29 protein-coding genes and 1 tRNA gene are annotated in these 25045 nt (G+C 43.1%); 12 read left to right on the top strand and 18 right to left on the bottom strand.

Features of this window, described 5'->3' with window-relative positions; translation table 11 throughout:
- Positions 1 to 22 precede the first annotated feature (22 nt).
- The 5 genes from AC04MN_RS04875 to mdh form a co-directional block, all read right to left on the bottom strand.
- Positions 23 to 1207, bottom strand: coding sequence for a class I SAM-dependent RNA methyltransferase (locus AC04MN_RS04875; protein WP_475382066.1), 1185 nt, complete (start codon positions 1205 to 1207; stop codon positions 23 to 25).
- 8 nt (positions 1208 to 1215) lie between these two features.
- Positions 1216 to 1641: a nucleoside-diphosphate kinase gene (ndk, locus tag AC04MN_RS04870; protein WP_475382065.1), complete on the bottom strand. Its 426-nt coding sequence runs from the start codon at positions 1639 to 1641 to the stop codon at positions 1216 to 1218.
- 132 nt (positions 1642 to 1773) lie between these two features.
- A complete protein-coding gene (sucD, locus tag AC04MN_RS04865) occupies positions 1774 to 2643 on the bottom strand; it encodes a succinate--CoA ligase subunit alpha (RefSeq protein WP_475382064.1) in 870 nt (289 codons plus the stop codon).
- The gene (gene sucC, locus AC04MN_RS04860; protein WP_475382063.1) at positions 2643 to 3809 is read right to left on the bottom strand and encodes an ADP-forming succinate--CoA ligase subunit beta; all 1167 of its coding nucleotides are present in this window, start codon (positions 3807 to 3809) and stop codon (positions 2643 to 2645) included. Before sucC ends, sucD begins: the two co-directional genes overlap by 1 nt.
- Positions 3810 to 3832: 23 nt before the next feature.
- On the bottom strand, positions 3833 to 4774 hold the full coding sequence (mdh, locus tag AC04MN_RS04855) for a malate dehydrogenase (protein WP_475382062.1): 942 nt from the start codon (positions 4772 to 4774) through the stop codon (positions 3833 to 3835).
- Between the two features lie 108 nt (positions 4775 to 4882).
- Here mdh and AC04MN_RS04850 point away from each other — a divergent pair, with 108 nt between their 5' ends.
- From AC04MN_RS04850 to AC04MN_RS04830, 5 genes are read left to right on the top strand one after another with little or no spacing between them, the layout of a single operon-like run.
- The gene (locus AC04MN_RS04850) at positions 4883 to 5638 is read left to right on the top strand and encodes an ABC transporter ATP-binding protein (RefSeq protein ID WP_475382061.1); all 756 of its coding nucleotides are present in this window, start codon (positions 4883 to 4885) and stop codon (positions 5636 to 5638) included.
- A gap of 20 nt (positions 5639 to 5658) precedes the next feature.
- Positions 5659 to 6390: an ABC transporter ATP-binding protein gene (locus tag AC04MN_RS04845; protein WP_475382060.1), complete on the top strand. Its 732-nt coding sequence runs from the start codon at positions 5659 to 5661 to the stop codon at positions 6388 to 6390.
- On the top strand, positions 6387 to 7163 hold the full coding sequence (locus AC04MN_RS04840) for an MlaE family ABC transporter permease (RefSeq protein ID WP_475382059.1): 777 nt from the start codon (positions 6387 to 6389) through the stop codon (positions 7161 to 7163). The genes AC04MN_RS04845 and AC04MN_RS04840 overlap by 4 nt, the downstream gene beginning before the upstream one ends.
- Positions 7160 to 7882 carry an MlaE family ABC transporter permease gene (locus AC04MN_RS04835; RefSeq protein ID WP_475382058.1) on the top strand — a complete coding sequence of 241 codons (723 nt, stop codon included), beginning with the start codon at positions 7160 to 7162 and terminating at the stop codon, positions 7880 to 7882. Before AC04MN_RS04840 ends, AC04MN_RS04835 begins: the two co-directional genes overlap by 4 nt.
- Positions 7883 to 7899: 17 nt before the next feature.
- Entirely contained in the window at positions 7900 to 8679 is a 780-nt protein-coding gene (locus AC04MN_RS04830; RefSeq protein WP_475382057.1) for an MlaD family protein, read from the top strand.
- Positions 8680 to 8799: 120 nt separating this feature from the next.
- Here AC04MN_RS04830 and AC04MN_RS04825 read toward each other — a convergent pair whose 3' ends face one another.
- Positions 8800 to 8955: a hypothetical protein gene (locus AC04MN_RS04825; RefSeq protein WP_475382056.1), complete on the bottom strand. Its 156-nt coding sequence runs from the start codon at positions 8953 to 8955 to the stop codon at positions 8800 to 8802.
- 146 nt (positions 8956 to 9101) lie between these two features.
- Between AC04MN_RS04825 and AC04MN_RS04820 the strand changes: the two genes are divergently transcribed.
- From AC04MN_RS04820 to AC04MN_RS04795, 6 genes are all read left to right on the top strand, one after another.
- The gene (locus tag AC04MN_RS04820) at positions 9102 to 9842 is read left to right on the top strand and encodes a hypothetical protein (protein ID WP_475382055.1); all 741 of its coding nucleotides are present in this window, start codon (positions 9102 to 9104) and stop codon (positions 9840 to 9842) included.
- Positions 9830 to 10273, top strand: a complete 444-nt coding sequence (locus AC04MN_RS04815) for a hypothetical protein (RefSeq protein ID WP_475382054.1) — start codon at positions 9830 to 9832, stop codon at positions 10271 to 10273. The genes AC04MN_RS04820 and AC04MN_RS04815 overlap by 13 nt, the downstream gene beginning before the upstream one ends.
- Positions 10274 to 10306: 33 nt before the next feature.
- Positions 10307 to 10561 carry a hypothetical protein gene (locus AC04MN_RS04810; protein WP_475382053.1) on the top strand — a complete coding sequence of 85 codons (255 nt, stop codon included), beginning with the start codon at positions 10307 to 10309 and terminating at the stop codon, positions 10559 to 10561.
- Positions 10548 to 11600 (top strand): PLP-dependent cysteine synthase family protein, encoded by a 1053-nt coding sequence (locus AC04MN_RS04805; RefSeq protein ID WP_475382052.1) that lies wholly within the window; start codon positions 10548 to 10550, stop codon positions 11598 to 11600. The genes AC04MN_RS04810 and AC04MN_RS04805 overlap by 14 nt, the downstream gene beginning before the upstream one ends.
- 1 nt (position 11601) lies before the next feature.
- The gene (locus AC04MN_RS04800; protein WP_475382051.1) at positions 11602 to 12765 is read left to right on the top strand and encodes a cystathionine gamma-synthase; all 1164 of its coding nucleotides are present in this window, start codon (positions 11602 to 11604) and stop codon (positions 12763 to 12765) included.
- Positions 12766 to 12816: 51 nt separating this feature from the next.
- A tRNA-Phe gene (locus AC04MN_RS04795) sits at positions 12817 to 12892 on the top strand.
- A gap of 108 nt (positions 12893 to 13000) precedes the next feature.
- Here the strand turns inward: AC04MN_RS04795 and AC04MN_RS04790 are convergent.
- The 12 genes from AC04MN_RS04790 to rpsB form a co-directional block, all read right to left on the bottom strand.
- Positions 13001 to 13708: a purine nucleoside phosphorylase YfiH/LACC1 family protein gene (locus tag AC04MN_RS04790; RefSeq protein WP_475382050.1), complete on the bottom strand. Its 708-nt coding sequence runs from the start codon at positions 13706 to 13708 to the stop codon at positions 13001 to 13003.
- The gene (locus AC04MN_RS04785) at positions 13705 to 14697 is read right to left on the bottom strand and encodes an RluA family pseudouridine synthase (RefSeq protein WP_475382049.1); all 993 of its coding nucleotides are present in this window, start codon (positions 14695 to 14697) and stop codon (positions 13705 to 13707) included. Before AC04MN_RS04785 ends, AC04MN_RS04790 begins: the two co-directional genes overlap by 4 nt.
- Before the next feature lie 3 nt (positions 14698 to 14700).
- Positions 14701 to 15330, bottom strand: coding sequence for a helix-turn-helix domain-containing protein (locus tag AC04MN_RS04780; protein WP_475382048.1), 630 nt, complete (start codon positions 15328 to 15330; stop codon positions 14701 to 14703).
- A 5-nt stretch (positions 15331 to 15335) separates the two neighbouring features.
- Positions 15336 to 16307 (bottom strand): P-loop NTPase, encoded by a 972-nt coding sequence (locus AC04MN_RS04775; RefSeq protein ID WP_475382047.1) that lies wholly within the window; start codon positions 16305 to 16307, stop codon positions 15336 to 15338.
- Positions 16308 to 16337: 30 nt separating this feature from the next.
- Positions 16338 to 17054, bottom strand: a complete 717-nt coding sequence (gene tsaB / locus AC04MN_RS04770; RefSeq protein WP_475382046.1) for a tRNA (adenosine(37)-N6)-threonylcarbamoyltransferase complex dimerization subunit type 1 TsaB — start codon at positions 17052 to 17054, stop codon at positions 16338 to 16340.
- Positions 17054 to 18709 carry an RIP metalloprotease RseP gene (gene rseP, locus AC04MN_RS04765; protein ID WP_475382045.1) on the bottom strand — a complete coding sequence of 552 codons (1656 nt, stop codon included), beginning with the start codon at positions 18707 to 18709 and terminating at the stop codon, positions 17054 to 17056. Before rseP ends, tsaB begins: the two co-directional genes overlap by 1 nt.
- 65 nt (positions 18710 to 18774) lie before the next feature.
- On the bottom strand, positions 18775 to 19608 hold the full coding sequence (locus AC04MN_RS04760) for a phosphatidate cytidylyltransferase (protein ID WP_475382044.1): 834 nt from the start codon (positions 19606 to 19608) through the stop codon (positions 18775 to 18777).
- Positions 19589 to 20314 (bottom strand): isoprenyl transferase, encoded by a 726-nt coding sequence (locus tag AC04MN_RS04755; RefSeq protein WP_475382043.1) that lies wholly within the window; start codon positions 20312 to 20314, stop codon positions 19589 to 19591. The genes AC04MN_RS04760 and AC04MN_RS04755 overlap by 20 nt, the downstream gene beginning before the upstream one ends.
- Before the next feature lie 17 nt (positions 20315 to 20331).
- Positions 20332 to 20889, bottom strand: coding sequence for a ribosome recycling factor (gene frr / locus AC04MN_RS04750; RefSeq protein ID WP_475382042.1), 558 nt, complete (start codon positions 20887 to 20889; stop codon positions 20332 to 20334).
- Between the two features lie 14 nt (positions 20890 to 20903).
- Positions 20904 to 21617 carry a UMP kinase gene (gene pyrH, locus AC04MN_RS04745; RefSeq protein ID WP_475382041.1) on the bottom strand — a complete coding sequence of 238 codons (714 nt, stop codon included), beginning with the start codon at positions 21615 to 21617 and terminating at the stop codon, positions 20904 to 20906.
- A 1-nt stretch (position 21618) separates the two neighbouring features.
- Positions 21619 to 22536: a translation elongation factor Ts gene (tsf, locus tag AC04MN_RS04740; RefSeq protein ID WP_475382040.1), complete on the bottom strand. Its 918-nt coding sequence runs from the start codon at positions 22534 to 22536 to the stop codon at positions 21619 to 21621.
- Positions 22537 to 22622: 86 nt separating this feature from the next.
- Positions 22623 to 23543 carry a 30S ribosomal protein S2 gene (gene rpsB, locus AC04MN_RS04735; protein ID WP_475382039.1) on the bottom strand — a complete coding sequence of 307 codons (921 nt, stop codon included), beginning with the start codon at positions 23541 to 23543 and terminating at the stop codon, positions 22623 to 22625.
- 306 nt (positions 23544 to 23849) lie between these two features.
- On the opposite strand from rpsB, the gene AC04MN_RS04730 reads away from it, so the two are divergent.
- Positions 23850 to 24731: a LysR family transcriptional regulator gene (locus AC04MN_RS04730; protein ID WP_475382038.1), complete on the top strand. Its 882-nt coding sequence runs from the start codon at positions 23850 to 23852 to the stop codon at positions 24729 to 24731.
- Positions 24732 to 25045 lie beyond the last annotated feature (314 nt).

Below are 25045 nucleotides of genomic sequence, written 5' to 3'. Positions count from 1 at the left end.
GATAAAAGTTACCATCCTAGAGCTAAGAGTCAATCTCCAGTTCAACTAAGGTTTCGACATGATCAGTCTGAGGAAACATATCAAATGGTTGGACACGATGAAGCCGATATTTGATAGATTTTTTTTGTGCTGCTTGAAAAAACCACTGCAAATCACGAACCAAAGAGGTCGGATGACAGCTAATATAAACAATCTTTTTTGGCATCGCTAAAGCAATGCTCTCCATGACGTACTGGGTGCAGCCAGCTCGGGGCGGATCTAAGAAAACTAAAGAGTCCTTTGCTGGCACTCGACGCTTCAAAAAAGACTCGACGTCGGCTTGGAAAAATTGTGTTTTCTTGTTTTTTGAAAGTCTGCGACCTCTTTCAACAAGCTTTGCGCTTAACTCGACACCAAACGTATTCAAAGATGGATATTTGGAAGTTAAGGGGTGGGTAAAATTGCCAGCTCCGGCGTATAAATCCCACACTTCGGAATATTCACCCATTGACCAATCTAGGGCCGTATTTACCATAAATTCATTTTGGAAGCGGTTTACTTGGGAAAACCCAACGCCGTCTTCGTCCTCGTCGATAAAATTCCAGCGAACCTCGTTGGTATCTTGATCAATATAGGCCTCTAAGCGTCCATCGGGGCGCTTAGCAACAGCCTCAGAGGCAATTTGTGGAAGTTTTGTAGCTATAGATTCCTCGGTAATTAGGCAGTCTTTTGCTTCGACAATTTCGTGTGAGCCGTGACTGAAAAATCCAAATTTCCCATTTTTTGTTTTTGGCTGGATGCGATTACGATACCTAAAATCTTTGGGGCTTTTTACTATTGGAAGTAGTTCGTAGCTTACTTCAGGCAAAAACTTTTTAAAGTTTTCTTTTACAATCAGCTCCTTTTGGCGAAGCTGCTCCTCTTCCTTCAGGTGTTGCCAAGCGCAGCCGCCGCACTTGCCCGCAACAGGGCAAGGAGCCGTTCTGCGGAAAGGAGAAGGCTCTACAATCGAAATGATTTCTCCTTCTAGGAAGTTCTTTTTCTTGTGGATGATTTTAATTTCTGCAAGTTCGCCGGGTGCACCACCTTGGACAAATATGACAACGCCCTGGTGGCGAGCAATAGCTGCGCCACCAACTGCCATTTTTTCAATGCGCACTTGGATCACTTGGCCGACAGAAAAAGAAAGGGACTCTTTCGAGTCCCTAGAATCTTTAGATTGAGACATCAATCTTATTATACGTTGCAGATTTCGTGTTTTTCAAAGAAAAGTGCAAGTTCGCGAGCAGCAGATTCAACAGAATCAGAACCGTGAACTGCGTTTTCGCCCATGTTGTCGCCGAATTTAGCGCGAACAGTTCCAGCGTTAGCTTTTTTAGGGTCTGTAGCACCCATGATTTCGCGGTTTTTCAAAACTGCGCCTTCACCTTGCAAGCACATCAACATAACAGGGCCAGAAGTCATGAAAGAAACTAGTTCGCCGAAGAATGGACGAGCACTGTGTTCAGCGTAGAACTCTTCTGCTTTCGCTTTAGAAAGAACAGTGATTTTTGCAGCAGCGATCTTAAGACCGTTTGCTTCAAACATGCTGACGATATCGCCGATAGCGTTTTTCTTCATTGCGTTTGGCTTGATGATTGAAAATGTTTGTTCGATAGCCATGATAGACTCCTTAGTTAATTCGATGTGTTAAATCGTTTTGAATCGGGTTGTTTTTATCGAAAGCGGGGTTTCTTGTCCACAAAAAAGGCCAACCCGAAGGTTGGCCTATGAAATTAAAACCTAAAATCAGGCTTATTTAAGCATAGATTTCAAAGTAATACCCATATCAGCAGGGCTGCGCGCGATTTTACAGCCAGCAGCTTCTAGGGCTGCGAATTTAGCTTCCGCAGTTCCTTTGCCGCCAGAGATAATCGCACCAGCGTGACCCATACGTTTACCAGCCGGAGCTGAAGCCCCTGCAATGAACGCTGTTACCGGCTTTTTGAATTCTTTTTTGATGTATTCAGCAGCTTCTTCTTCTGCAGATCCACCGATTTCACCAATCATGATCACTGCATCCGTATCTGGATCTTCATTGTAAAGCTTCAATACGTCGATAAAGTTAGTTCCATTCACTGGGTCACCACCGATACCTACGCAAGTTGATTGACCTAGGCCCAATGCCGTCAACTGGCCAACAGCTTCATAAGTCAAAGTACCAGAGCGTGAAAGAACGCCGATACGACCTGGTCTGTGGATATGGCCTGGCATGATGCCGATTTTACATTGTCCAGGAGTGATCACACCTGGGCAGTTTGGACCGATCAAGCGAGTGCGTTTACCTTGCATAAACTTCTTCACTTTTACCATGTCTAGTACAGGGATACCTTCTGTGATACAGATCACCAAATCAAGATCCGCATCAACAGCTTCCATGATTGAGTCTGCGGCAAATGCTGGTGGAACGAAAACCATAGAAACGTTTGCGCCAGCTTGTTTTTTAGCTTCGTAAACTGTGTTGAAAACTGGAAGACCTAAGTGAGTAGTTCCACCTTTACCTGGTGTCACACCGCCAACCATTTTTGTTCCGTAAGCCAAGCACTGCTCAGAGTGGAAAGAACCTTGAGCTCCAGTGATACCTTGGCAAATAACGCGAGTGTCTTTGTTAATTAAAATAGCCATTATTTACCTCTTACAGCAGCAACGATTTTAACAGCTGCATCAGTCAAATTGTCCGCAGGGATAATATTCAAACCAGATTCAGAAAGAAGTTTCTTTCCAAGATCTACGTTTGTTCCTTCAAGGCGAACAACCAAAGGAACTTTAAGACCTACTTCTTTAGAAGCAGCGATAACACCTTCAGCGATCACGTCACATTTCATGATACCACCGAAGATATTAACCAAGATTCCCTTAACGTTTGCATCTTGCAAAATGATTTTGAACGCGTTTGTTACTTTCTCTTTGTTAGCGCCACCGCCAACATCAAGGAAGTTTGCTGGGCTCTCACCATGCAACTTGATGATGTCCAAAGTTGCCATCGCAAGACCCGCGCCATTCACTAGACAGCCAATAGAGCCATCAAGTTTGATGAACGCTAAATCGAACTTAGAAGCTTCGATTTCAGTTGGTTCTTCTTCGTTCAAGTCACGAAGCTCAACGATTTCAGGATGTCTGAAAAGAGCGTTAGAGTCGAAGTTCATTTTTGCATCAAGAGCAAGAATATCGCCTTCTTTAGTTACAACTAAAGGGTTGATCTCGGCGATCGAGCAATCTGTTGCGATAAATGCGTTGTAAAGACCTTGGAAGAACTTCACAGCTTTATTCACGAGCTCAGGCTTCATGCCAATTTCAAAAGCCAATTGGCGAGCCTGGAAAGCACCCAATCCAATTGTTGGATCGATATCTACCTTTTTGATCGCGTTTGGATTGTGTTCTGCAACTTCTTCGATGTCCATTCCACCTTCAGAAGAAGCCATCATTGCTGCGCGACCAGTCGCACGGTCGATAAGGCAAGCAACGTAGTATTCTTTTTCGATGTTGCAACCTTGCTCGATGAAAACCTTTTGAACAAGTTTACCTTCAGGACCCGTTTGGTGTGTGACCAAAGTCATTCCTAAGATTTGCTTTGTTAAAGCGCCAACTTCGTCGATAGATTTAGCAAGCTTAACACCGCCACCTTTACCGCGACCACCAGCGTGAATCTGAGCTTTAACAACCCAAATGTTTCCACCCATTTCTTTAGCAATTTGCATTGCCTCTTCTGGGCTGTGTGCCACTTTGCCCTTAAGGGTGGCAACTCCAAATTTTCTAATGACCTCTTTGGCCTGATACTCATGAATATTCATTATGACTCCAATGAATCTTTAAATTAGATCGTCTTCAATGCAGCAACAAGTGTACGAACTGCATCTACTGATTTTGTAAACTCAGCTTTTTCGTCTGCGTTCATTTCAAATTTGTGTACTTTTTCGATACCTTTACCGCCGATAGTAGCAAGAACACCAACCATCAAGCCTTCGTTCACGCCGAATTCGCCAGTCAACTCTACAGCCACAGGCAATACGCGTTTTTGATCTTTAAGGATAGCTTCAGCCATTTCCACAGCACCACGAGAAGGGGCGTAGTATGCAGAACCTGTCTTCAAGTGACCACCGATTTCTGCGCCGGCAGTTTTTGTTCTTTGAACAATCGCTGCAATTTTGTCAGCAGGAAGTAGTTCAGTTAAAGGAATACCGCTTACAGAAGCATGACGAACAAGTGGCATCATCGCATCACCGTGGTTACCGATAACGATACCGTTGACGTCTTTAACAGAAACGTTCAACTCTTCAGCAATAAATTGACGGAAACGAGCTGAATCTAAGCAGCCACCCATTCCCAAAACTCTTTCACGTGGGAAGCCAAGGATTTGTTTAGCATAAACAGCCATAACGTCCATTGGGTTACAAACTACGATTACGTATGAGTTTGGAGCGAATTTTTTCACGCCTTCACAAACATCTTTTACGATTTTAGCGTTGATACCAACAAGTTCATCGCGGCTCATGCCTGGTTTACGAGGCATACCCGCAGTGATGATAACAACATCAGAGTCTGCGATATCTTCGTACTTGTTTGTACCTTTCACTTTAGAATCAAACATTTCGATAGGACCTGCTTGAGCTAAGTCTAATGACTTACCAATAGCAGCGCCTTCGTTAACGTCTAAAACAACAACATCGCCCAATTCTTTTTGAGCGGCCCAGTGAGCCGTTGTTGAACCAACAAAACCTGCGCCGATGACGGCGATTTTCTTTCTTTTGTGAGACATGATGATTTCTCCTTAAAGGATTCAAAAGATTAGTAAAATTTAAATCTTGCGTAAGCCCTCCCATTCAATCTTAAATCTATGTATGGGGCAAGGAATTCGGGGCGAGTCATGGCTATAATCCAGTTAAAAAATGTGAATGTAGACTTCGAGGGACACTCGGTTCTAAAGGGCGTCAATTTAGAGGTTCAGAAGGGTGAAACCCTGGTGGTCATTGGTCCATCCGGACAAGGCAAAACCACACTTTTGAAGCTGATGACGGGCCTTGTGAGCCCGACTAAAGGACAGATTTTAATTGATGGACAAGAGCTCTCGTCATTAAGCGTTAAGGATCGAGAAATATTAGTAAAACGAATGGGGATGCTTTTTCAAAAAAACGCTCTTTTTGATTCTTTAACTTGCGCAGAAAACATCGCCTTTCCACTTCGGGAACTAACCGATCTTTCAGAAATCGAAATTCAAAATAAAGTAAAGTTTTATCTAGAGGCGGTGGGGATTTCTCATGCGTATGCTCTATATCCAGATGAAATTAGCGGGGGAATGCAGAAGCGGCTTGGTATTGCCCGAGCATTAGCTCTAGAGCCCGAAATTATTTTTTACGATGATCCAACGGCGGGCCTTGATCCCATCACATCTAAAAAAATTATCGAGCTAATTATTCAGCTGCAAAAAGAACGAAAGTCGACCGTCATAGCTGTGACAAACGACATGAATCGCGCCTATCAAATGGCGCATCGGATGGTGCTTGTTGTAGATCAAGAAGTTTTGGCAACCGGAAGTCCCGAGCAAACAAAAGAGTCTGTAGAGCCTCGAGTTTTTCAATTTGTACGTGGCCTCTTAGAGGGGCCTTTGGCTGTCATAGAGTAGGTCTAGAATTAGGATGTCGAATGATTGAATTTAAAAACTTAGTTAAAAGATTCGGAGATCGTACAATCCTAAAAGGACTCAATTTAAAAATTGAGGAAGGCAAAATTTTGTTCATTTTGGGGACATCTGGGACAGGCAAATCAGTTCTTCTTAAAAATCTGGTGGGTCTTCTTAGGCCCGACGAGGGTGAAATTTGGATTGATGGTCAAGAGGTTAGTCGAATTTCAGAGGAAAACTATCTACCAATTCGCAAAAAATGTGGAATGGTCTTTCAACATCCAGCTCTTTTTGATTCACTCACTGTCTATGAAAATGTCGCCTTTGGTTTAAGACGCCACTATTCGATTTCAGAAGAGGAAATTGCAAAAAAAGTAAAGGCCGCTCTTAAGTTGGTGAATCTTTCTGGTATCGAAGAAAAGTTTCCTCCTCAGCTTTCCTATGGAATGCAAAAACGAGTTAGTATGGCTCGAACTGTAGTTATCGAGCCGCGGATTCTTTTATTTGATGAGCCAACGACGGGTTTGGATCCGGTAACGACAAATGCAGTAAATAAATTGATTCAAGATTTATCCCGAGAGCTTAAAACAACATCATTGGTAGTTTCCCATGATATGCAGTGTGCTCTTTCGATAGCTGATTGGATTGTTGTTTTGGATAAGGGCGAGATCGTAGATCAGGGGACTCCTGCTCAGCTTTTGCGATCGGAAAAACAATTGGTGAAAGATTTTTTAGCAGAGGTTGAACAAACATGAACTGGATAATTTCAATTGTTGATGACGTTGGCGGGGCGATGATTTTTCTGGGGCAAGTTTTGCAAACTTTGTTTAGAAAAAAGCCAGTAAAAACAAATATATTTGATCAGATATGGAAGGTCACAGTCGATAGTTTCCCAACGACAGCGATGGCCGGTTTTTTCGTGGGTGCAATTCTAACCGTTCAGTTCACATTACAGATGAAAGAGTTCGGGGCCCTTGGTTATTTGGGGGGCCTGGCAACATCTGGTACTTTTCGTGAAGTTGGTCCGTTGCTGATTGCTTTTATGTTGGCAGGAAAAGTAGGGGCCTACACGTCTGCAGAGTTAGGAACAATGCGAGTGACCGAGCAAATAGATGCTATTCGCTGCTTAGGCGCAGATCCAATTCAAGAAATTGTTATTCCGCGATTTATCGCAATTATTATTTCGTCATTCTTTTTATTGGGACTTGGATTGTGCATGTCAGTGTTTGGCGGAATGTTGATGGGCCAAGTTTTTGCGGGAGTAAATTTCGAAGAGTATCTTCGTCATATTCCAACAATTGTGTCACCGATAAGTGTCGCCTCGGGGCTAATAAAATGTTTTGTTTTTGCAGTTGTATTAGCGACGGTCTGTACTTGGAAAGGCTATACGACCACAGGTGGGGCAAAAGGGGTTGGCCGATCTGTTGTTTCAACCGCAGTAATCACAATGGTCACAATTGTGGTGATGGATTGGTTCACAAGCTTTGCGGGCGACATTTTATTGCAAGCAATTCGGGGGTATAGATGATCCTGGCGCTAGCAAAAAATACGATTTTGGGTATTGGAAGTCGGCCTTTCCGAAAAAAAGAGTTTATTCAGCAGATTGAATTTGTGGCCAACAAGAGCTTGCCTATAGTCGGGTTCTGCGTTTGTTTCGCGGCTGTTGTTACAATTTTAGAGTCTTCGTTTCACATGAAAATGGTCATTCAAAATGATTCGATGGTTCCGGGATTCGCGGCACTGTTGATTTTGCGAGAACTTGGGGCGGTGGTGACTGCACTACTTTTGACCTCTCGTGTGGGTGCGGGTTGGGCCTCTGAGATTGGCTCTATGCAGGTCACAGAACAAGTAGATGCGCTAAAAATGTTGGCAATTGATCCTATAAAATATCTTATTGTGCCTAGGTTCTTAGCTTCCATCTTTGGAACGATGATTTTGACCGCAATTGCAAATATCGTCTGTATCTTTTGTGCGATGTTGGTGAGTGAGTTTTACCTCGGCTACACGCCGGGCATGTTTTTGACCTCGATGAATAGGTTTGTCGATTTTCAGGACCTAATATTTGCAATTATAAAAGGTGGATTTTTCGGTGCTGTCATTCCGTTGGTTGCAGGTTATTATGGATTTCGGTGTAAAGCCGGTGCGGATGGGGTAGGTAAAGCAACTACCAACACTGTTGTCGCGTCTTCGATTGCGATTATTGTTCTTGATTTCGTTTTGTCATATACTTTTAGTTACTTCTATTAGGACAGGGAGGTCCTTCCATGAAATCTGAAACCAAAGTTGGTCTTCTTGCCCTCGGATCCTTGATATTGTGCGGAGTTTTTGCGTGGATGCTGGGTTTGGTAAGCCCGTTTAGCAAAGCCAAAGAACTGCATGTGATGTACAACTATGCCGGAGGAATCGAAGAAGGATCTCCGGTTAGGGTTATGGGCATCAAGGTGGGCAAGGTAAAAAAGATTTCTTTTGATCCGGAATTCAAAATGCCGGATGGGGAAGAGGTCAAACTTAAGTTGACGGTCACTATCGATGATAAAGCCTGGTCGTCGGTCCGAAAAGACTCGCGCTTTTTTATTAACTTGGCCGGGGTCATCGGTGAAAAGTTTCTGGAAATTTCGCCGGGATCTTTGGAGGCTGGAGTTTTTGCGGCCGGAGACTATGTAAGGGGTGAAGATCCACCTAGAATCGATCAATTGATTTCTCAGGGATATGGATTGGCGGGAAAGATGCTGGACCTTGTCGAAAAAAATGAGGGCAGTGTCACTAATATGATCGCTCAGTTGGATCGTTTAACCACTAATTTTAACAAAACATTGGTTCTGTTAGATCAAACAAGCCGTAACAAAGATGTTTCTAGATTGGTAAATAATGCCATCAAAATTAGCGATGATATGGCCTATTTAACCGGGGCGCTTCGCTCAAAAAAGGCCGAAGAAAGCTACGAATTAATGCATAAATTGTTGTTCAGATTAGAGCCTTTAGATGCGCCCGCAATTAAAAAGTTTTTTCAAGAAGAGGGCGTAAAAGCCCGCGTTGGAATTTAAAGAATTTCTTTCAAGAATCTTCAAGGAGGCACGAGCCTCCTTTTTTATTTCTCAGAGGGAAAAAGGCAAAAAAAAACCCTCGGGCTTGTGACCCGAGGGTTTAGCTTTAAAAACTTAAAATTAAGCTTTAGCAGCTTTTTTAGTAGCTTTTTTAGCTACTTTTTTAGTCGCTTTTTTAGCAACTTTCTTTGTAGCTTTTTTAGCTACTTTTTTAGTAGCTTTCTTTGCAACTTTTTTTGTAGCTTTTTTAGCTACTTTCTTTGTTGTCTTTGCCATGTGCTCCTCCTAGGATGCAAACGTTGTTGTTGTTGTTACTTTTGTAAAATCTCTATATCTCTATTTCTTCACAATTCGACCACATCCGTCAACAAATTTTTTTCTTGCACTTTTTTTGCGACCAATTCGCGTGGTCAGGAGGTCGCATGTTTATCTCTTTTATAGTTTCGGTAATCGGATTTTCGATTATCTGCCGTCAATTTCGGATAGTTTGTGCCGAGTTTTCTCTTCATCCAAGTTTTAGATTCGGCGTCTATCTTCTTTCAGCGGTCTTATCGATTCTTTTTTATGCTTTCAAACATCAAAGTCCGATTGTGCTCTGGCTCTTCTTCGGAATATTTTTTGGAACTTTAAAGTTTTTTGCGTTTTTTTTAAGAACATATGCAGAAAAGTGCCTCGAAGAACGCATTCCGATGATGTTGGATAGTGTTTTGGTGGGAATGTCGGCGGGAAGATCTCTTCGTCAATCGATCACATCGGCGGTGTCCGCGGATCGGACATGGCTTAACTCACATTGGAAAGAAATTGCCAGGAACCTCGAGTTAGAAAGTTCAGAGTTGAAACTTAAAAGCCGCACTAGTAGCGGTTTCTGCGCTCTTCTAAAGCAAATTTATGTTTCTAATAATCGGCAAAAAGAGCAGCTTCTTTTTCTAAGAAAGCAGTATGCAACTCGAAATAATTTTCGACGTAGGTCCGGACAGCTGCTCACTCATCTTAGGTGGCAAACATTTATTATGGTGATTATGTATATTTGCTTGCTGATTTTTGTGGTGACAAATTTTGGCTACGCTGAAAACTCTGGGGCGCTTTTTTTATCACATTTGTTGTTCGCGGCGGGCTTGATCTGTGCATTTTTTATTCAAAAGAGGGTTAAATGGAACATCTAAGCCCATCGTTATCACTATTGATGAGTGTTCGCAGATCCATAGAACTTGGAAATTCAGTTCGCCGAGGAGTGGAGTGTTGGATACAAACCGATCAGTCTGAGTTTCGTGAACAGGTGCTGACTTGGAAAGGGCATATTGAAAGTGGCCGTTCTAATGAGTGGGGTTTAAAGGCTGAACAATTGCGATTAAATCCTTGGCGTAAAACACTTTTGGAACTGTTAGAGCAGGGCATGGAAGGGGCCGCCATCGGTAAGGCCCTAGAGGCTCTGGAGCTTGAAATGATGCGGTCCGTGGATGATGAAATTCAGGAAAAATTGGGGAAGCTGCCGTATTTAGCGATGATCCCCACTCTTTTATTTCAGCTTCCCGCTATTTTGCTTCTGTTGTTTGGTCCCCTTGTTCGGAACTTTTTGCACTCTTTGGGGGGCTAGTGCTACATTGTTCACGCATCTAAAGGAGACAGTATGCCAGCAAAAAGCTTAGATCCAAAAAACCGGCAAGATCTATTTGAGCTTTTAGCCGAGGAACTTATGCAAGATAAGCCTGATGAAAAAGTTGTCCGCGATCTATCTAAAAAGCTAGGACTTCCGTATACAGGGAATATGCTTGGGCACCTACATACTGCTTTAGAAAATGCGGAACGATTCTATGGAAGTTCTGCTGTCAGAAGCGAAAAATTAAACCCGTCGGAAGTAAAAGGTAAATATGTTGAAAACTAGTCAGTCTCTTCTTGAAACAGTTGGCGCCACCCCTTTGATTCAACTTCAAAAGGTATGTAAAGACAGCCCCCATCAGTTTTTTGCGAAAATCGAATATTTCAATCCGGGTGGATCGATCAAAGATCGTGTTGCTTTGGCGATGATCGAGGAAGCGGAAAAACGCGGTGAACTAAAATCAGGTGGCGTGATTGTCGAAGCAACGTCTGGAAACACGGGCGTTGGGCTTGCCATGGTTGCGGCTATCAAAGGTTATAAATGTATTTTCGTGATGCCCGAAAAAATGAGTGAGGAAAAACGGTCCATTTTGCGTGCTTATGGGGCAAAAGTAGTTATCACGCCATCTGGGGTAGAGCCTGAGCATCCATTAAGTCATTATTCAGTGGCAAAAACGATTGCCCAAAGAACAAAGAATTCTTTTTATGTTAACCAATATAATAACGGCGATAATCCGGATCGCCACTACATCACGACTGGTCCAGAAATTTGGGAGCAAATGCAGGGGCAGATTGATATGTTCGTTGGTGGGGCTGGCACGGGTGGTACCATCACTGGTTGTGGGCGCTTTCTAAAAGAAAAAAATCCAAATGTTAAGGTGATCTGCGCAGATCCAATTGGCTCAATTTTGTACGACTTATACTATCACGGCAAAGTTTTGAATCCTCCGGGAGCTTATTTAGTCGAAGGAGTCGGCGAGGACATGCTTCCCGACAACGTTCAGATGAAATACTACGATGGCTTCGAGCAAGTGAACGATCAAGAGGCCTTTGAATTGACACGAAGATTAGTTGCCGAAGAAGGCTTGTTAGTGGGTCCATCTTCAGGATTGGCATTAGTTGGTGCAATCAAAGCATCGAAAAAGCTCTCTAAACCAAGCAAGATCGTTGTGATATTCCCTGACAGTGGTCGGGCTTATTTAAGTAAAGCTTTTAACGACCAATGGATGTTGAACCAAAATTTATTGCAAAAGCATGAAGTAGAAACGGCATTTAACTCTATTGTTTCTGCCCAAGATTATATGAAGCAAATCGAGGCTAACTAATATGAAAAAAGAAAATAAGAACTTAGGTTTCGCAACAAGATCTATTCATGCGGGTCAGGCACCGGATCCAACAACGGGCGCTATTATGACGCCTGTATATTTGACCTCTACATATGTTCAAGAGTCACCGGGGGTTCATAAAGGATGGGAGTATTCTAGAACCCATAATCCTACTCGCCGGGCTTTTGAGAATTGTTTGGCCAGTCTTGAAAGCGGGCAGTTTGGTTTTGCTTTTGCTTCTGGTTGTGCTGCAACCACTACTATTTTGCATCTGATTAAGGGTGGCGATCATGTTATCGCGATGGACGATATGTACGGCGGTACGTTTCGGCTATTTGATAAGGTTTTGAAACACGATGGAATGCAGTTTTCATTTGTGGATTTAACCAAAGTCGAGAACTTCGAGGCTGCAATCAAACCAAATACAAAAATGGTTTGGCTTGAGACTCCGACAAATCCTACTTTAAAGCTTGTAGATATTCAAAAAATCGCAGCGATTGCTAAAGCCAAGGGTATTTTGACTGTGGTGGATAATACTTTTATGTCCCCTTGGTTTCAGCGCCCTCTTGAGCTGGGAGCAGACTTAGTTGTTCACTCGGTGACGAAGTACATTGGTGGTCATTCGGATGTTGTTGGGGGGGCTGTTTTGACGTCTCGACAAGATCTTGCGGAGAGAATTCAGTTTTTAACGAATTCTATGGGTGGAATCATGTCTCCGTTTGATGCATTTATGTGCCTGCGAAGTCTTAAAACTTTGCCTTTAAGAATGAAGGCTCATGAAACTAATGCAATTGCGATCGCTCAATTTTTGGAGTCGCATCCAAAAGTGGATAAAGTTATTTATCCGGGCCTGGCTAGTCATCCTCAGCATTCTTTAGCTAAAGAGCAAATGAAGGGTTTTGGCGGAATGATCACTTTTTACATAAAAGGTGGGATGGATTCTGCCCGAAAATTCCTCGAAAATGTTGAAATCTTTTCACTTGCCGAGAGTCTTGGGGGCGTAGAGAGCTTGATTGAGCATCCGGCCATTATGACGCACGCCTCCGTCCCCCCGGAAAATCGCAAGGCTCTGGGAATTGACGATGCTTTGATTCGACTTTCTGTTGGAGTCGAAGATCTAAGTGACCTTATCAACGATTTAAAATCAGCTTTTGATAAGGTCTAATGTTGACAGGATACCCTGCGAAGGGTATTCCTTGTGTCTCTTTCACACCGTGGCTTGGTAGCTCAGCTGGTAGAGCAGAGGACTGAAAATCCTTGTGTCGGCGGTTCGATTCCGTCTCAAGCCACCATTTATTTTTTATTTTGTCCCGCTAGCAATAGCGGGATTTTTTTTGGCCCAGCCGTCAGGCGAAAATCGCAAAGCGATAGACAGCAGCCGTCAGGCGAAAATCGATTATCTAGTTCTTTCTTAAAATAAAAGACAATTGCCGTCCGGCTTTTTCGCGATCTCTGCGATGAGAGTGAAACCGCATATCGGTGACTGTATTGATATGAAGATCGAAAATTTGATCGGCTTGAATGTGATGGCGGGCAAGCTGTTGCTTAACGACGGCATTGATATCTACCTTTGCTTTGCGGACGCCATCTTTGTCATAAACTTCAGAGAAACCAGAATCATTGGCTAGATCTGGATCATGCAAAGTCGCCAGAATTTGATCGCGAACATCTAAATCAACTTCAAAACTTTCTTTTTGAATATGGGGTCCAATGGCAATGCTTAAAGAGTTGGGCTGGGCACCGCGAATGTATAAAGACTCGATGCTTTTTGGGATAATTTCGTTCGCGACACCGCGCCAGCCGGCATGAATTGCTAAAACACTTTCAGTTATCGAATCATAAATTAAGACAGGAACACAGTCTGCAGTTGAAATGCAGACGCCAAGTTCATGATCTTGGGTGAAGTGTGCATCGGCTTCGATTGTGTAGTCTGGGGTTTGTAAATCTGTTTCAATGCAGATATCCGAGTGAGTTTGCTTAATTCGTTTGAATTGATATTGTGGCCAGTGAGCACAAATATTTTTGTAGTTTCCTTCGATACCGCCGAAAAGCATAAGCACTTTTTCAGTTTCAATGACGAATCCAAATTTAGTTTCGGTCAGGTTCATCTCAGTCCCCATTTTGTAATAAGATTCAAGTCAGCGTCGGGCCAGTCACACTTAAAGTCCATTCTTTGTCCCGAGGTCGGATGAGTGAAAGAAAGCTCGCAAGCATGAAGTAAAAATCTGTTTAAATTTTTAATATCGTTCTGGGTTTCTTTTGCTTCGGCATTCTTAATCTTTTTGTCTGCACCGTAAAGTGTATCACCAACGATGGGTGCTCCATTTTCGGAAAGATGAATGCGAATTTGGTGGGTGCGGCCCGTTTCAAGTTTCAGTTTAAGATAAGAAAGACCACTTTTTTGCGAAAGGACTTCAAAGTGAGTAACAGCCCATTTGCCGATATTTAGGTCGGCATTTTCGTCGGTAATGATCTTTCGATCTTCTCCTAGAACAGATGAATATCTTTTCCGGTCGACGGGATGTCTTGCAAGCCAGCTCTTAATTGTTCCATTCAAAGTGCGAGGTCGTCCCAGGCAAATAGCGTGATAGAGTCTATGAGTGCTACGTTCTTTGAACTGGGATACCAAGTGTTCGTGGGATTTGTCATTCTTGGCGACAACTAGAATCCCACTAGTTTCTTTATCAATACGGTGGACAATGCCAGGGCGATTGTCTCCGAATTTCATATTGAAATCTTGGGTATGAGCCAGCAGGGCATTGACCAGAGTGTCTTGTTCGTGTCCAGCTGCGGGATGAACTACTAAGCCTGCGGGCTTATTGATTACTATTAGGTCTGCATCTTCAAATAAAATATCTAGCTTTAAATCAAAAGGAAGAAGTTCGTTGGTGGTTTTTTCTGGAAGCTCTATTTGAATTGTATCGTTTTCTTTAATTACCAAGGACGCTTTTGCAGATTTGTTATTAACTAGAACTTTGCTCTCATCAATCAACCATGAAGCGCGCGATCGAGTTTCGATTTCAGGAATCAAGGCAAGAGCTTTATCTAAACGAAGCCCCCACATCTCTGAGGGGGCTTGAATTACTAATTTACCCATTGGCTATTTGCCAATCTTTTCCTTGAAGAGTTTCATATAAGAATCAGCAACTTTTTTATCATCTAGATTCATCGCGCGCGCCATTTGAATAACATAGCCTCTGACGAATACAACCGCAGGCAAATTTTGCGGCTCCATAGCCTCGATGGCCTTGATGTAAAAAGGATTGATCTTTGTGATATTAGATAAAGATTCGACGGTATAGTTTTTATACTCGCGAACTCTGGTCAAGAAAGCTCCATCCCAATTGGTCTGAGATTTTATCTCGGACTCGAAAGCGGGATTGGCTTTAAACTCTGGCTTTACGTAAGTTTGCACCGGCTTTTCAGGGAAAAGCTGTTGGCTTGCTTCCAGAATGGACTCGTAAGTCAGTTGATTTAAATTTGAATTACCATCACGCAGACGCTGATCGTAGATGCCTCTCATGATCTTGTTGCCAAGAACTTTATAGGCTTCGTCGATCACAAATAAAAGCTCCCTGGCTTCTTGCTCGGAGAAAATCGTGTAGATAGCAGGATTGTCTCCAGAGTAAGTTTTACGGGCTCTTTCATAAGCCGTCGTGACCTCGTGTTGAGGTGCAGTCGACTGTAATTCCAATACTTCGTAATAGTTATAACGGGATACTGGTGTCATCCCTTTTATATTACGGCGCGGAGTTCTTCAGGATCAATAAGATGTTTGCAAATTGATAAGAATTGTCCCGCTAGCGGAGTGAACGGCTGCGAAATTAGCATGGGTTCTCGCACCCTTGCGGCCTGCCACACAGCATTATCGAAATCGATCGATCCCGCATAATCTATACTAAGGTCGTAGTACTTAAAGCAGACGCTTTTAATTGAAAACCCAAGTTCAGAGTTTTCTTGATTGCGGGCTCCGTTCACGATCAAGCGAACTGGCTTTGTACTAAGTGACTCAAAGAAGCTGTACTGAAATCCGTTCTGGGATCGTAAGTAATTTTTAAAACTAAAAGGTCTGTTTAAAGAACCTTGGCGATGTTGGCGCAAAGTCGAAAGTAATTCATTCCAAGCATCAGGTACTGCGTCCTCTTTTAAGGTATTGCATACGTAGGCTTCAAGATACCGATAGGTCTTTTCGATAGAGGAAGGTTCGGGACTTGATACCAAGATTTTTTCGTCAGCGGCTTTGAATAAATCCAAGTGACCAGCCATGGCGCCAGCACCTAAATCGACAATGACAAAGTCAGCACGAAGAGTTTTAAGTTCAGGAATAAGTCTTTGAATTTGATCACTTGTGAAGTCTGTTGGAACCCACGAGTCCCAGAAGCCTTGAACATACGAGAGTTTTGCAAAAGGTGTTGGGATCACCAGCTCTTGCAGGCTTTTACTGGCCTCAAAGAAATGCCGCACGTTCATGTGTGATGGATTTAATCCTAGGGCTGTGTGGACATTGGCGCCGCTAAGGTCAAGATCAACAATAACTACATTGTGACCTAGCTTAGTTAGGGAAATAGCTAAAGAGGTACTGACAAAAGTTTTTCCCACTCCACCCTTGCCGGATCCAACCACCCAAAGTTTTGCCTGCTTTTCGTTGGCACTTTTGATGGATTTAACGTTATCTGCTTCCTGCATTTCTTCAAAGTCGCGTTCCATGGACTTCTTCCTTTTCAATCCCTCTGATAATTATTGTAGAGGGGTGATAAATATTCCTTTTTTTGTCTCTTCGGCTTCCGAGGCGCGAATATAAAGGGGCACGAATGACTTCCAGTCCAACGTACTTCCTTTTTTTGCCAAGCGCTCGGCGACAACACCCAAAGTTGCAGCTGTTGGGTAGTCTTTCGATTCCTCGCTTCTATTCACCAAGCTCTTTAAGTCTGGATGAAAAAATTCGTGGTAGTCGACCCAGCCATCTCCAACAGCCCAAACAGGTTCTTTTACAAAGTTCTTCAACTCGCGAACAGGAATCGCTGTGGGACTTAGAACAGCTTCAACACCCTCTGCAGTCCAGCGGTAGATTCCTGTGTAAACCATATTTTTGTAGGCATTGATCATTGGCATTACCAGCTTCCCTTGCATCTTAGTATCTGCAAAATTTAGGGTCGCCATATTTGCTAAAGAATCAACACTGGCCATGGGTTTACTAAAGCAATAGCTGTAAGTTTTGGCGATGTTCGCCGAAACTCTAATTCCAGTAAAGCTTCCGGGACCTTGTCCCGTCGCAAATAGATCTATATCCATTAATTTCAAATTCACTTTTTCTAAGCACTGATCCACAAAAGCATTCATAACTTCGCTATGGGACCGCTCGCGCAAAGAGGTCACCTCGCAAAGAACTTGGCCATCGCGAACAATCGCGACGCTTCCAAGCATGGTGCTAGATTCAAGTGCTAGAACTGTCATTAAAGTCCAATCAGTCGAGTGACGTCGTTAAATAGCGCGAACACCATCAAACTCATTAAGATTGCTAGGCCTACTTGTTGGGCGACTTCCATTTTTCTTCCTGACAGCGGAGACCCTTTCAGTGCTTCGATTGTGTAGAACACCAAGTGTCCGCCATCAAGGACTGGAACTGGCAATAAGTTTAAAATGAACAAATTGACTGAAATTAAGCCCATCATCTGTAAAAACTGACTGATGCCAATTTTAAAAGTTTCGTGAGCCGCCTGTCCGATCGAAATCACGCCACCAATATTTTTAGGTGAAATATCGCCTGCAAATAGCCGAGCAAAACTTAGTACCGTCATAACTGAAACGTCTAAGGTGCGATCAATTCCTTGTTTAATACTTGGAACAAAACCACCAGCGTAAACTTTTACATATTGTGAAGCTGCGATGTTAATAGTTGGGGAAATACCAATTGCAAAGCGCTTTTCTTCACGGCCTTGAGGAGTCATGATTTTTGTTAAGTTAGGCTTAATGTCCAGCACTTGCTTTTGGCCTTCGCGGTCCACCGTAAATTTTAAGGCAGAGCTTCCGTCAAAAGATTTTACGACCTTTAAAAGATCTTCCCACTTTTGAATTTGAGTAGAGCCCACCGCGACCATACGATCGCCAACTTTTAATCCCGCTTTTTCAGCAGGGCTGTCTTTCATAACCGAGCCTAGATAAAGTTCCGAGCTTTCGATACCAAGATCCTTTAGGGTGATCGACTTTTTTCCTAAAGAAGCGATGGTCACAACGCCTTCTTTGCCTTGGCTTAAAGTTTTTAGCTCAATGTTTTGAGTGCCATCCACTGTTGAAATAACAGTTTCAAGTTCTCGCCAGTAGATGATATTGACACCATTAATGGCTGTGACCTGATCACCAGTTTTTAGACCCAGACTTGCTGCTACCGAACCATGGATGACTCCAACAGTTGTGCCCAGTGAATACGGAAGAAGGCCTTCGATATCCACAACAAAGTCATGACGACTGACTGGATTTGGATTTTCTTTTGCGGGAGCAGAAAACTTAAGCTCTTCTTTTTGTCCAGTGCCTTCACGCTCGACCGTGACGGAAAGATCTGTGTCTTGATTGGATTGTAAAAGCAATGCTTTTTGAAAGTCTTCTAAAGAGCGAACTTCTTGTCCGTTGACTGTCTTTAAAGTATCACCGCTGCGGAATCCAGATTTGTAAGCAAATGATGCTTTGTCGATGTCTCCGATAACAGGCTTATGATTTTCTTCGCCGATCATGCCGACAAAAAAGAAAATTAAAATAGCAAAGAAGAAGTTCATCAGCGGGCCAGCCAAAACAATTGCCATTCTTTGCCACACGGTTTTGTGTGTAAATGAAACTGCCTTTTCTTCTTCGGAAATTCCTTCTCCAGATTGTTCTCCGAACATCTTCACATAACCACCTAGTGGGATGATCGAGATGGCATAAACTGTGTCGCCACGTTTGTGCTGTAGAATTTTTTTACCGAATCCCAAAGAGAAAACTTCAACTTTAACTCCGCACCAACGCGCAACCAGGAAGTGACCTAGTTCGTGAACGAAGATCAAGATGCCCAAAAGGACAACAAAGGGAACAATTGCAGAAACACCAGATGAAAGCAGACTAAAAATATTATCCATGGAACCATCTTAGAGTTCCTAAATATGAGCCTCAATAAATAACGACTCAGATCAAATTAATTAGACTAAAATTGGGAATCAGTAATGAATTGAGTCAGTATTAACATGCCTAGATAAAAGATGGGTGCCGCCATCAACACACCATCAATACGATCTAAAACTCCACCATGGCCCGGCATAATTTTGCCAGAGTCTTTAATATCAGCCACTCGCTTTAAAAGGGACTCAAAAAAGTCGCCCAGCTGGGCAAAAATTGCCGAGACTAGACCAAGAATTGCCATTTGCCAGACGGGCACATTAATCAGGTATATCGCAGAACAAATTGCAACGCTGATCGAGAAAATAACACCGCCGATGGACCCTTCCCATGATTTTTTTGGAGACAGCGTCGGCATGACTTTGTGTTTTCCCCAAAGAACTCCAAATACGTAAGCACCAATATCGCCAGCGAAAACAACTCCCAACAAAGTAATAAACCAAAGGACGCCATTTGGCGCATCTAGTAGTTTCCAGGCAAATATTGGAAGTGCCCCTGTGTATAGAAGTCCCATCGTTCCCAAAGCAATTTTATCGCGAAGAACTTGTATTGAAGGCAATTTTTTATGAATTAAAATACAGAAAACCCAGTAGATTGCCAACGCAGCAGTGATAAACGTACCGCTAAATTCGAACCAAGTAACTGATAGTCCAAAAATCGAAAGACTTAGAATATAAAATGAATTGCGGATTGAATAGGGCGTACTTTCTTTGAACAGCATCTCCAGCATTTCTAACGAGCCTACAATGACTGCAAAGATAACGATCGCTTTAAGTCCATTGATATGAAAGAAGTGCCAAAGCCCCGCCATAATTGAAAGTGCGATAAGGGCAGAGATGACTCTAGTTACGAAGCTCTTCATCTGTAGAAATGACCTTTCCGAAGCGACGCTCTCGTTTGCCAAAGACTGTTAATGCTAATTTAAGATCGTCTTCAGAAAAATCTGGCCAAAGAACATCGGTAAAATAAAACTCTGCATAAGCGGCTTGCCACATCAAGAAATTTGAAAGGCGCTGCTCGCCACTTGTGCGAATGATAAGATCTGGATCTGGAGTCGGGTAAGAACTTAAATGTTGAGCAATCAGCTCTTCATCGATTTCATTGATTGAAATTTTACCGTCTTTTGCCAGTTTTGCGATCTGTTGGACAGCCGTGGTGATCTCTTGGCGAGATCCATAACTAAGTGCAAAGGTCAGTTGAAGACCTGTGCAATGAGAAGTTCTTTCCATGGACTGTTCAATCGATGACAAAACATCCGAAGGGACTTTGGACATATCGCCAATGACCTGGAAGCGGATATTTTTTTTGATAAGATTGTCGGTCTCTTTTTTTAGATATCTTTTAAGGATCGACATTAGCAAGCTGACTTCAGCTTCGGGACGAAACCAGTTTTCAGCAGAGAAGGCGTAAAGAGTCAGGTGTTTAACACCAAGATCAGCACATTCAGTGATGATCTTTTTAGCGACCCGAGTTCCTTTGATATGACCAAAAGATCTCGGGCGCCCGCGGCTTTGAGCCCAGCGGCCGTTTCCGTCCATAATAATGGCAAGATGGCGAGGTAGCTTCATTGGGCTCAATCGTCCTATTAGATCGTCATGATTTGTTTTTCTTTTTCATCCGCAACTTGATCGACTTTTTTGATAAAATCGTCAGTTACTTTTTGGATGTCAGCTTCGGCTTTTTTAGCTTCGTCTTCAGAAACCGCTTTGTCTTTCAAAAGCTTTTTCACTTCATCATTTGAATCACGGCGGTGCATACGAATAGCTACGCGAGACTCTTCTGCGATTTTTTTAACTTGTTTAGCAAGATCTTTACGGCGCTCTTCAGTCACATCTGGAACTTTCAAGCGAATAACTTTTCCGTCGTTCATTGGAGCCATGCCGATGTCAGACTTTACGATAGCTTGCTCAATATCTTTAAGAATAGAAGCTTCCCATGGCGCGATCAAAAATGACTTAGCGTCTGGGCAAGAGATCGCCGCAACCTGGGAAAGAGGAGTCGGAGATCCGTAGTAGTTTACGCGCACGCCATCAAGCATAGAAACTTGAGCGCGGCCTGTACGTACTTTCTTAAGTTCTTCAGAAAGAGCGTGCAGAGTTTTATCCATTTTAGCTTGTGCGTTCTTTTTAACGTCAGCGATCATTGGTGTGTCTCCTGTTAGTGTACTAATGTTCCGATATTTTCACCCATCACAGCCCGAAGCACGTTGCCCGGAGTGTTCATATCAAAAGTAAGGATGGGGAGTTTGTTGTCCATGCAAAGGCTGATAGCTGTAGAGTCCATCACTTGCAGGCCACGATTTAATACGTCGATATAGCCAATTTTATCAAATTTAACTGCATCAGAATGTTTAACGGGGTCTTTGTCGTAGATGCCGTCGACTTTAGTAGCTTTCATGATTACTTGAGCGCCAATTTCCATTGCGCGAAGTGAAGCGGCGGTATCTGTTGTGAAATATGGATTGCCAGTACCAGCTCCGAAGATCACGATGCGGCCTTTTTCAAGGTGGCGCATAGCACGTCTACGGATATAAGGTTCAGCAATCTCGGCCATTTCAATGGCTGTTTGTACGCGAGTAGGGACGTTTTCTTTTTCTAAGGCATCTTGAAGTGCCAAAGCATTGATTACTGTGGCAAGCATTCCCATATAGTCAGAGCTTGCGCGATCCATGCCCTCAGCAGAAGCGGCAACACCTCTAAAGATGTTCCCGCCGCCGATGACAATACCCATTTGAACGCCTGCTTGATAAGCTTCCGCCACATCTTGTGCAATCTGCTTGATCACAGCTGTATTAATTCCGGTACCTTGCTTTCCAGCAAGAGCTTCACCGCTTAACTTCAGTAGAATTCGCTTATAAACAGGCTCTTTCAAACTAGTGTCCCTTCATTTGTGCAGCAACTTCAGCTGCGAAATCGTTTTGTTTCTTCTCGATACCAGCACCAAGCTCGAAGCGAGTGAAACGCTTGATCTTAAGATCTGCACCAACAGTTTTGCCAGTGTTTTTCAAAAGGTCAGAGATTTTCAAATCTGGGTTTTTAACGAAAGCTTGATCAACTAGGCAGTTCTCAGCCAAGAATTTGCGGATTTGACCATCAACGATCTTTTCGATCATTGCTGCTGGCTTACCAGACTCAAGGTTCTTAGCAGTCAAAATTTCTTTTTCTTTGCTAACAACATCAGCTGGGATTTGCTCAGAAGAGATAGCCATTGGGTTCATTGCAGCGATGTGCAAAGCGATGTCTTGAGTCATTGTCTTAACATCAGCATTGTCTTTAGCTGCGCCCGCAGTCACTTCGATGATCACGCCGATTTTACCTTCGCCGTGGATGTAAGTGTGAACAAGGCCGTCGTTAGCTGTGTAGTACTCAGCGCGACGAACAACAAGGTTCTCACCGATAGTAGCGATGTTCTCTTTAACGATTTGCTCAAGAGTCATTGCAGGGTTTTTGTGGAATTTTTGGTTCAAAAGATCTTCTGTAGAACCAGTTGCAAGGATGTGCTCAGAAACTTCAGTTACGAAATTTTTGAAACCATCGTTACGAGCAACGAAGTCTGTTTCAGAGTTGATCTCTACAAGAACTGCTTTGTTACCAACAGTTTTTGCGAAAACCATACCTTCAGCAGCAACGCGGTCTGCTTTCTTTGCAGCTGAAGAAAGACCTTTAACGCGCAACCATTCAACGGCAGCGTTAAAGTCACCAGATGTAGCTTCCAAAGCTTTTTTGCAATCCATCATTCCGGCGCTTGTTTTTTCTCGAAGTTCTTTTACGAGTGTAGCAGAAATTGACATAGGTATCTCCTAAAGAGTTGTTTGTACTTAAGTCATAAAGAAAGATGGCCTTGCGGCCATCTTTTTGTAAATTGCTGATTTACTGATTACTCAGCAGAATCAGTTTCGCCTTCAAGTTCAGCTTGGATTTCAACATCTTCAGCTGTACCTGCAGCAACTAGCTTGCGTGGAGCTTTAGTAGCTTTAACAACAGTTGGACCTGCTGCTTTTTTAGCTTCTGGTTTTGCGCCACGAGGAGCACGCTTCTTAGGAGCGTCGTCTTTGTTACCATCTTCTTTAGCAACGTCTGATTGTTTATCAGTCATTGTGCGAAGTTTTTGTTCCCAAACTTGAGCACCTTCTAGGTATGCTTCAGCAACCAAGTTAGAGAACAACTTGATTGAACGGATAGCATCGTCGTTACCTGGAATTGGGTGGTCAACCATTTCAGGGTCAGAGTTCGTATCAGCGATCGCAACAACAGGGATGCCAAGGCGCTTAGCTTCAGCAACCGCGATGTGTTCTTTAGGAAGATCAACTACGAACATAACTGACGGCATTTCTTTCATGTCTTTGATACCTGAAAGGAATTCAGTCAAACGAAGAGCTTCTTTTTCCAAAGATGCGCGTTCTTTTTTAGTTAGGAAGTTGAACTCGCCCTTTTCTTTCATCTGGTCGATTTTGCGAAGGCGGTTGATAGAAGACTTGATAGTTTCGAAGTTAGTAAGCATTCCGCCCAACCAACGCTTAGTAACGTGGAATTGACCACATTTTTCAGCAGCTTCTACGATTGGTTCGATAGCTTGTTTCTTAGTTCCTACGAAGATCATACGGCCACCGTTAGCAGCGATATCTTTTACGAATTCTGCAGCTTTGTTAGCGCGTACAACTGTCTTCTGAAGATCGATGATATGAATACCGCCACGAGCAGTGTAAACGTACGGTTTCATTTTTGGGTTCCAACGTTGAGTTTGGTGTCCGAAGTGAACGCCAGCATCCAACATTTCTTTCATTGTGACTTGAGCCATGGGCTTGTCCTTTCTGGTTAATCCTCCCACTTGGCAGAGCGGCTTCTTTTTTGTCGCCGACGAACCCGTTTCCGGGACCAGTTAAATACCAAGAGGTGTGTTTTTGTTGGGTTTCCGAATACCAAATATCCCAGGGGGCGGCAAATAAAAAAGCCCTTATTTCAAGCATTCCAGTCCGATGAATTTTCGTCGTTACCTCCCGTCCCCATTTTCGGGGGAGGCGCTGCCTTATTCGGCGCATTATTCTGTCATTTTCTTAAAATACTTATAGATAATATATAAAAATATTTATATAAAAGAATGCAGATGAGCCCCTCCCTTGAAAAGCTCTCGCTCGATTTGTTCAGAACATTTGTGTGTTTTGCGCAGGTGGGGCGGGTCGAAGACGTTGCTGACCAGCTTGGAATGACCCAAGCCGCCGTTAGCTTGCAGTTGAAAAAACTGGAAGCTGAGGTCGGTCAGCCATTGTTTCAAATGGTCGGCCGTCGAAAATTGCTTACTGAATTCGCCCAGAGCCTCTTTCAAACTCTCGCCCCTCCCTTAAATGATGTGCAGAGCAGGTTGAAAGAGGCTTCCATTTCTTTAAATCAACTGACAGATCAAATGATTCGCATTGCGGGACCGACAGAGTCCCTTTTGTCATTTGCGCAAAAAAAATTAGCGGGCAAAAAAAGCGCGCTGACTTCTATCGACGAGGCGGGGGCTTTATCGATGTTGCGTGATGGGCAATGTGATTTGGCGTTGTTGTCAGAAGATCCAAAGATGAAGGGCTTTTCAGCGTCGCTGTTTACCGAGAGTGGTTATAAGTTGGTGATTCATCGTTCATTGCTCCGGGCTCATAAAATGAACATGGTGGATTTGATTCAAAAACCACAATCACTAGCAAAACTTCCCTATGCTTACGCAGAATCCACAGTCGTGACTGTGGATAAAGTTGGGGAGTATGTGGATGACTCTGCTGTTGTGTCAGGAAAGTCTTTAGATACTGTCATGACTTCGTCAAGTATGGAGTTATTGTTAAAGATGATGGAGCTCAATCCATCATGGAGCATTTTGCCCTCTGCTGTCTCTGTCAGTGCCGATTTCGAAGAGCACCTTCTTCAATCTAGCTTATTTCCATCCAAAGAACTTTGGATGGTTTATCCAAGTTATCTTCAGGCCTCAAGGAAGCTTGAGAATATTGTTTAGCCTTTGATTCAAAATTGAAGGGCTCTTGAGAGCTAGTCAGTCCTTTCATAATAACAAAGTCTAGTTTATATCAAAAATATTGAGATGCTGCGAATAAACTTCAGAATGTTTAATAAATGCTATTAACAGTGGGTTTAAAATGCAGCGACTTTTTTTATTTTTGTTGGTGTTTCTCTACTTTGGAATTCAAAATGCGCATTCTGAGACTTGTGAGGAGAATTTTTTTAGTCAGGTCAAGGCGTATGAAAATTTTTGCGTATCAGGGAATGGATGTATTTTCTATCCGCCACCGTATTCGGGAGGGAGTTTAGTAA

It is taken from the genome of Bdellovibrio sp. ZFWA1, assembly GCF_056175665.1.
The sequence above is the reverse complement of the archived record's forward strand: the minus strand, read 5'-3'. Positions and strand labels throughout refer to the sequence as shown.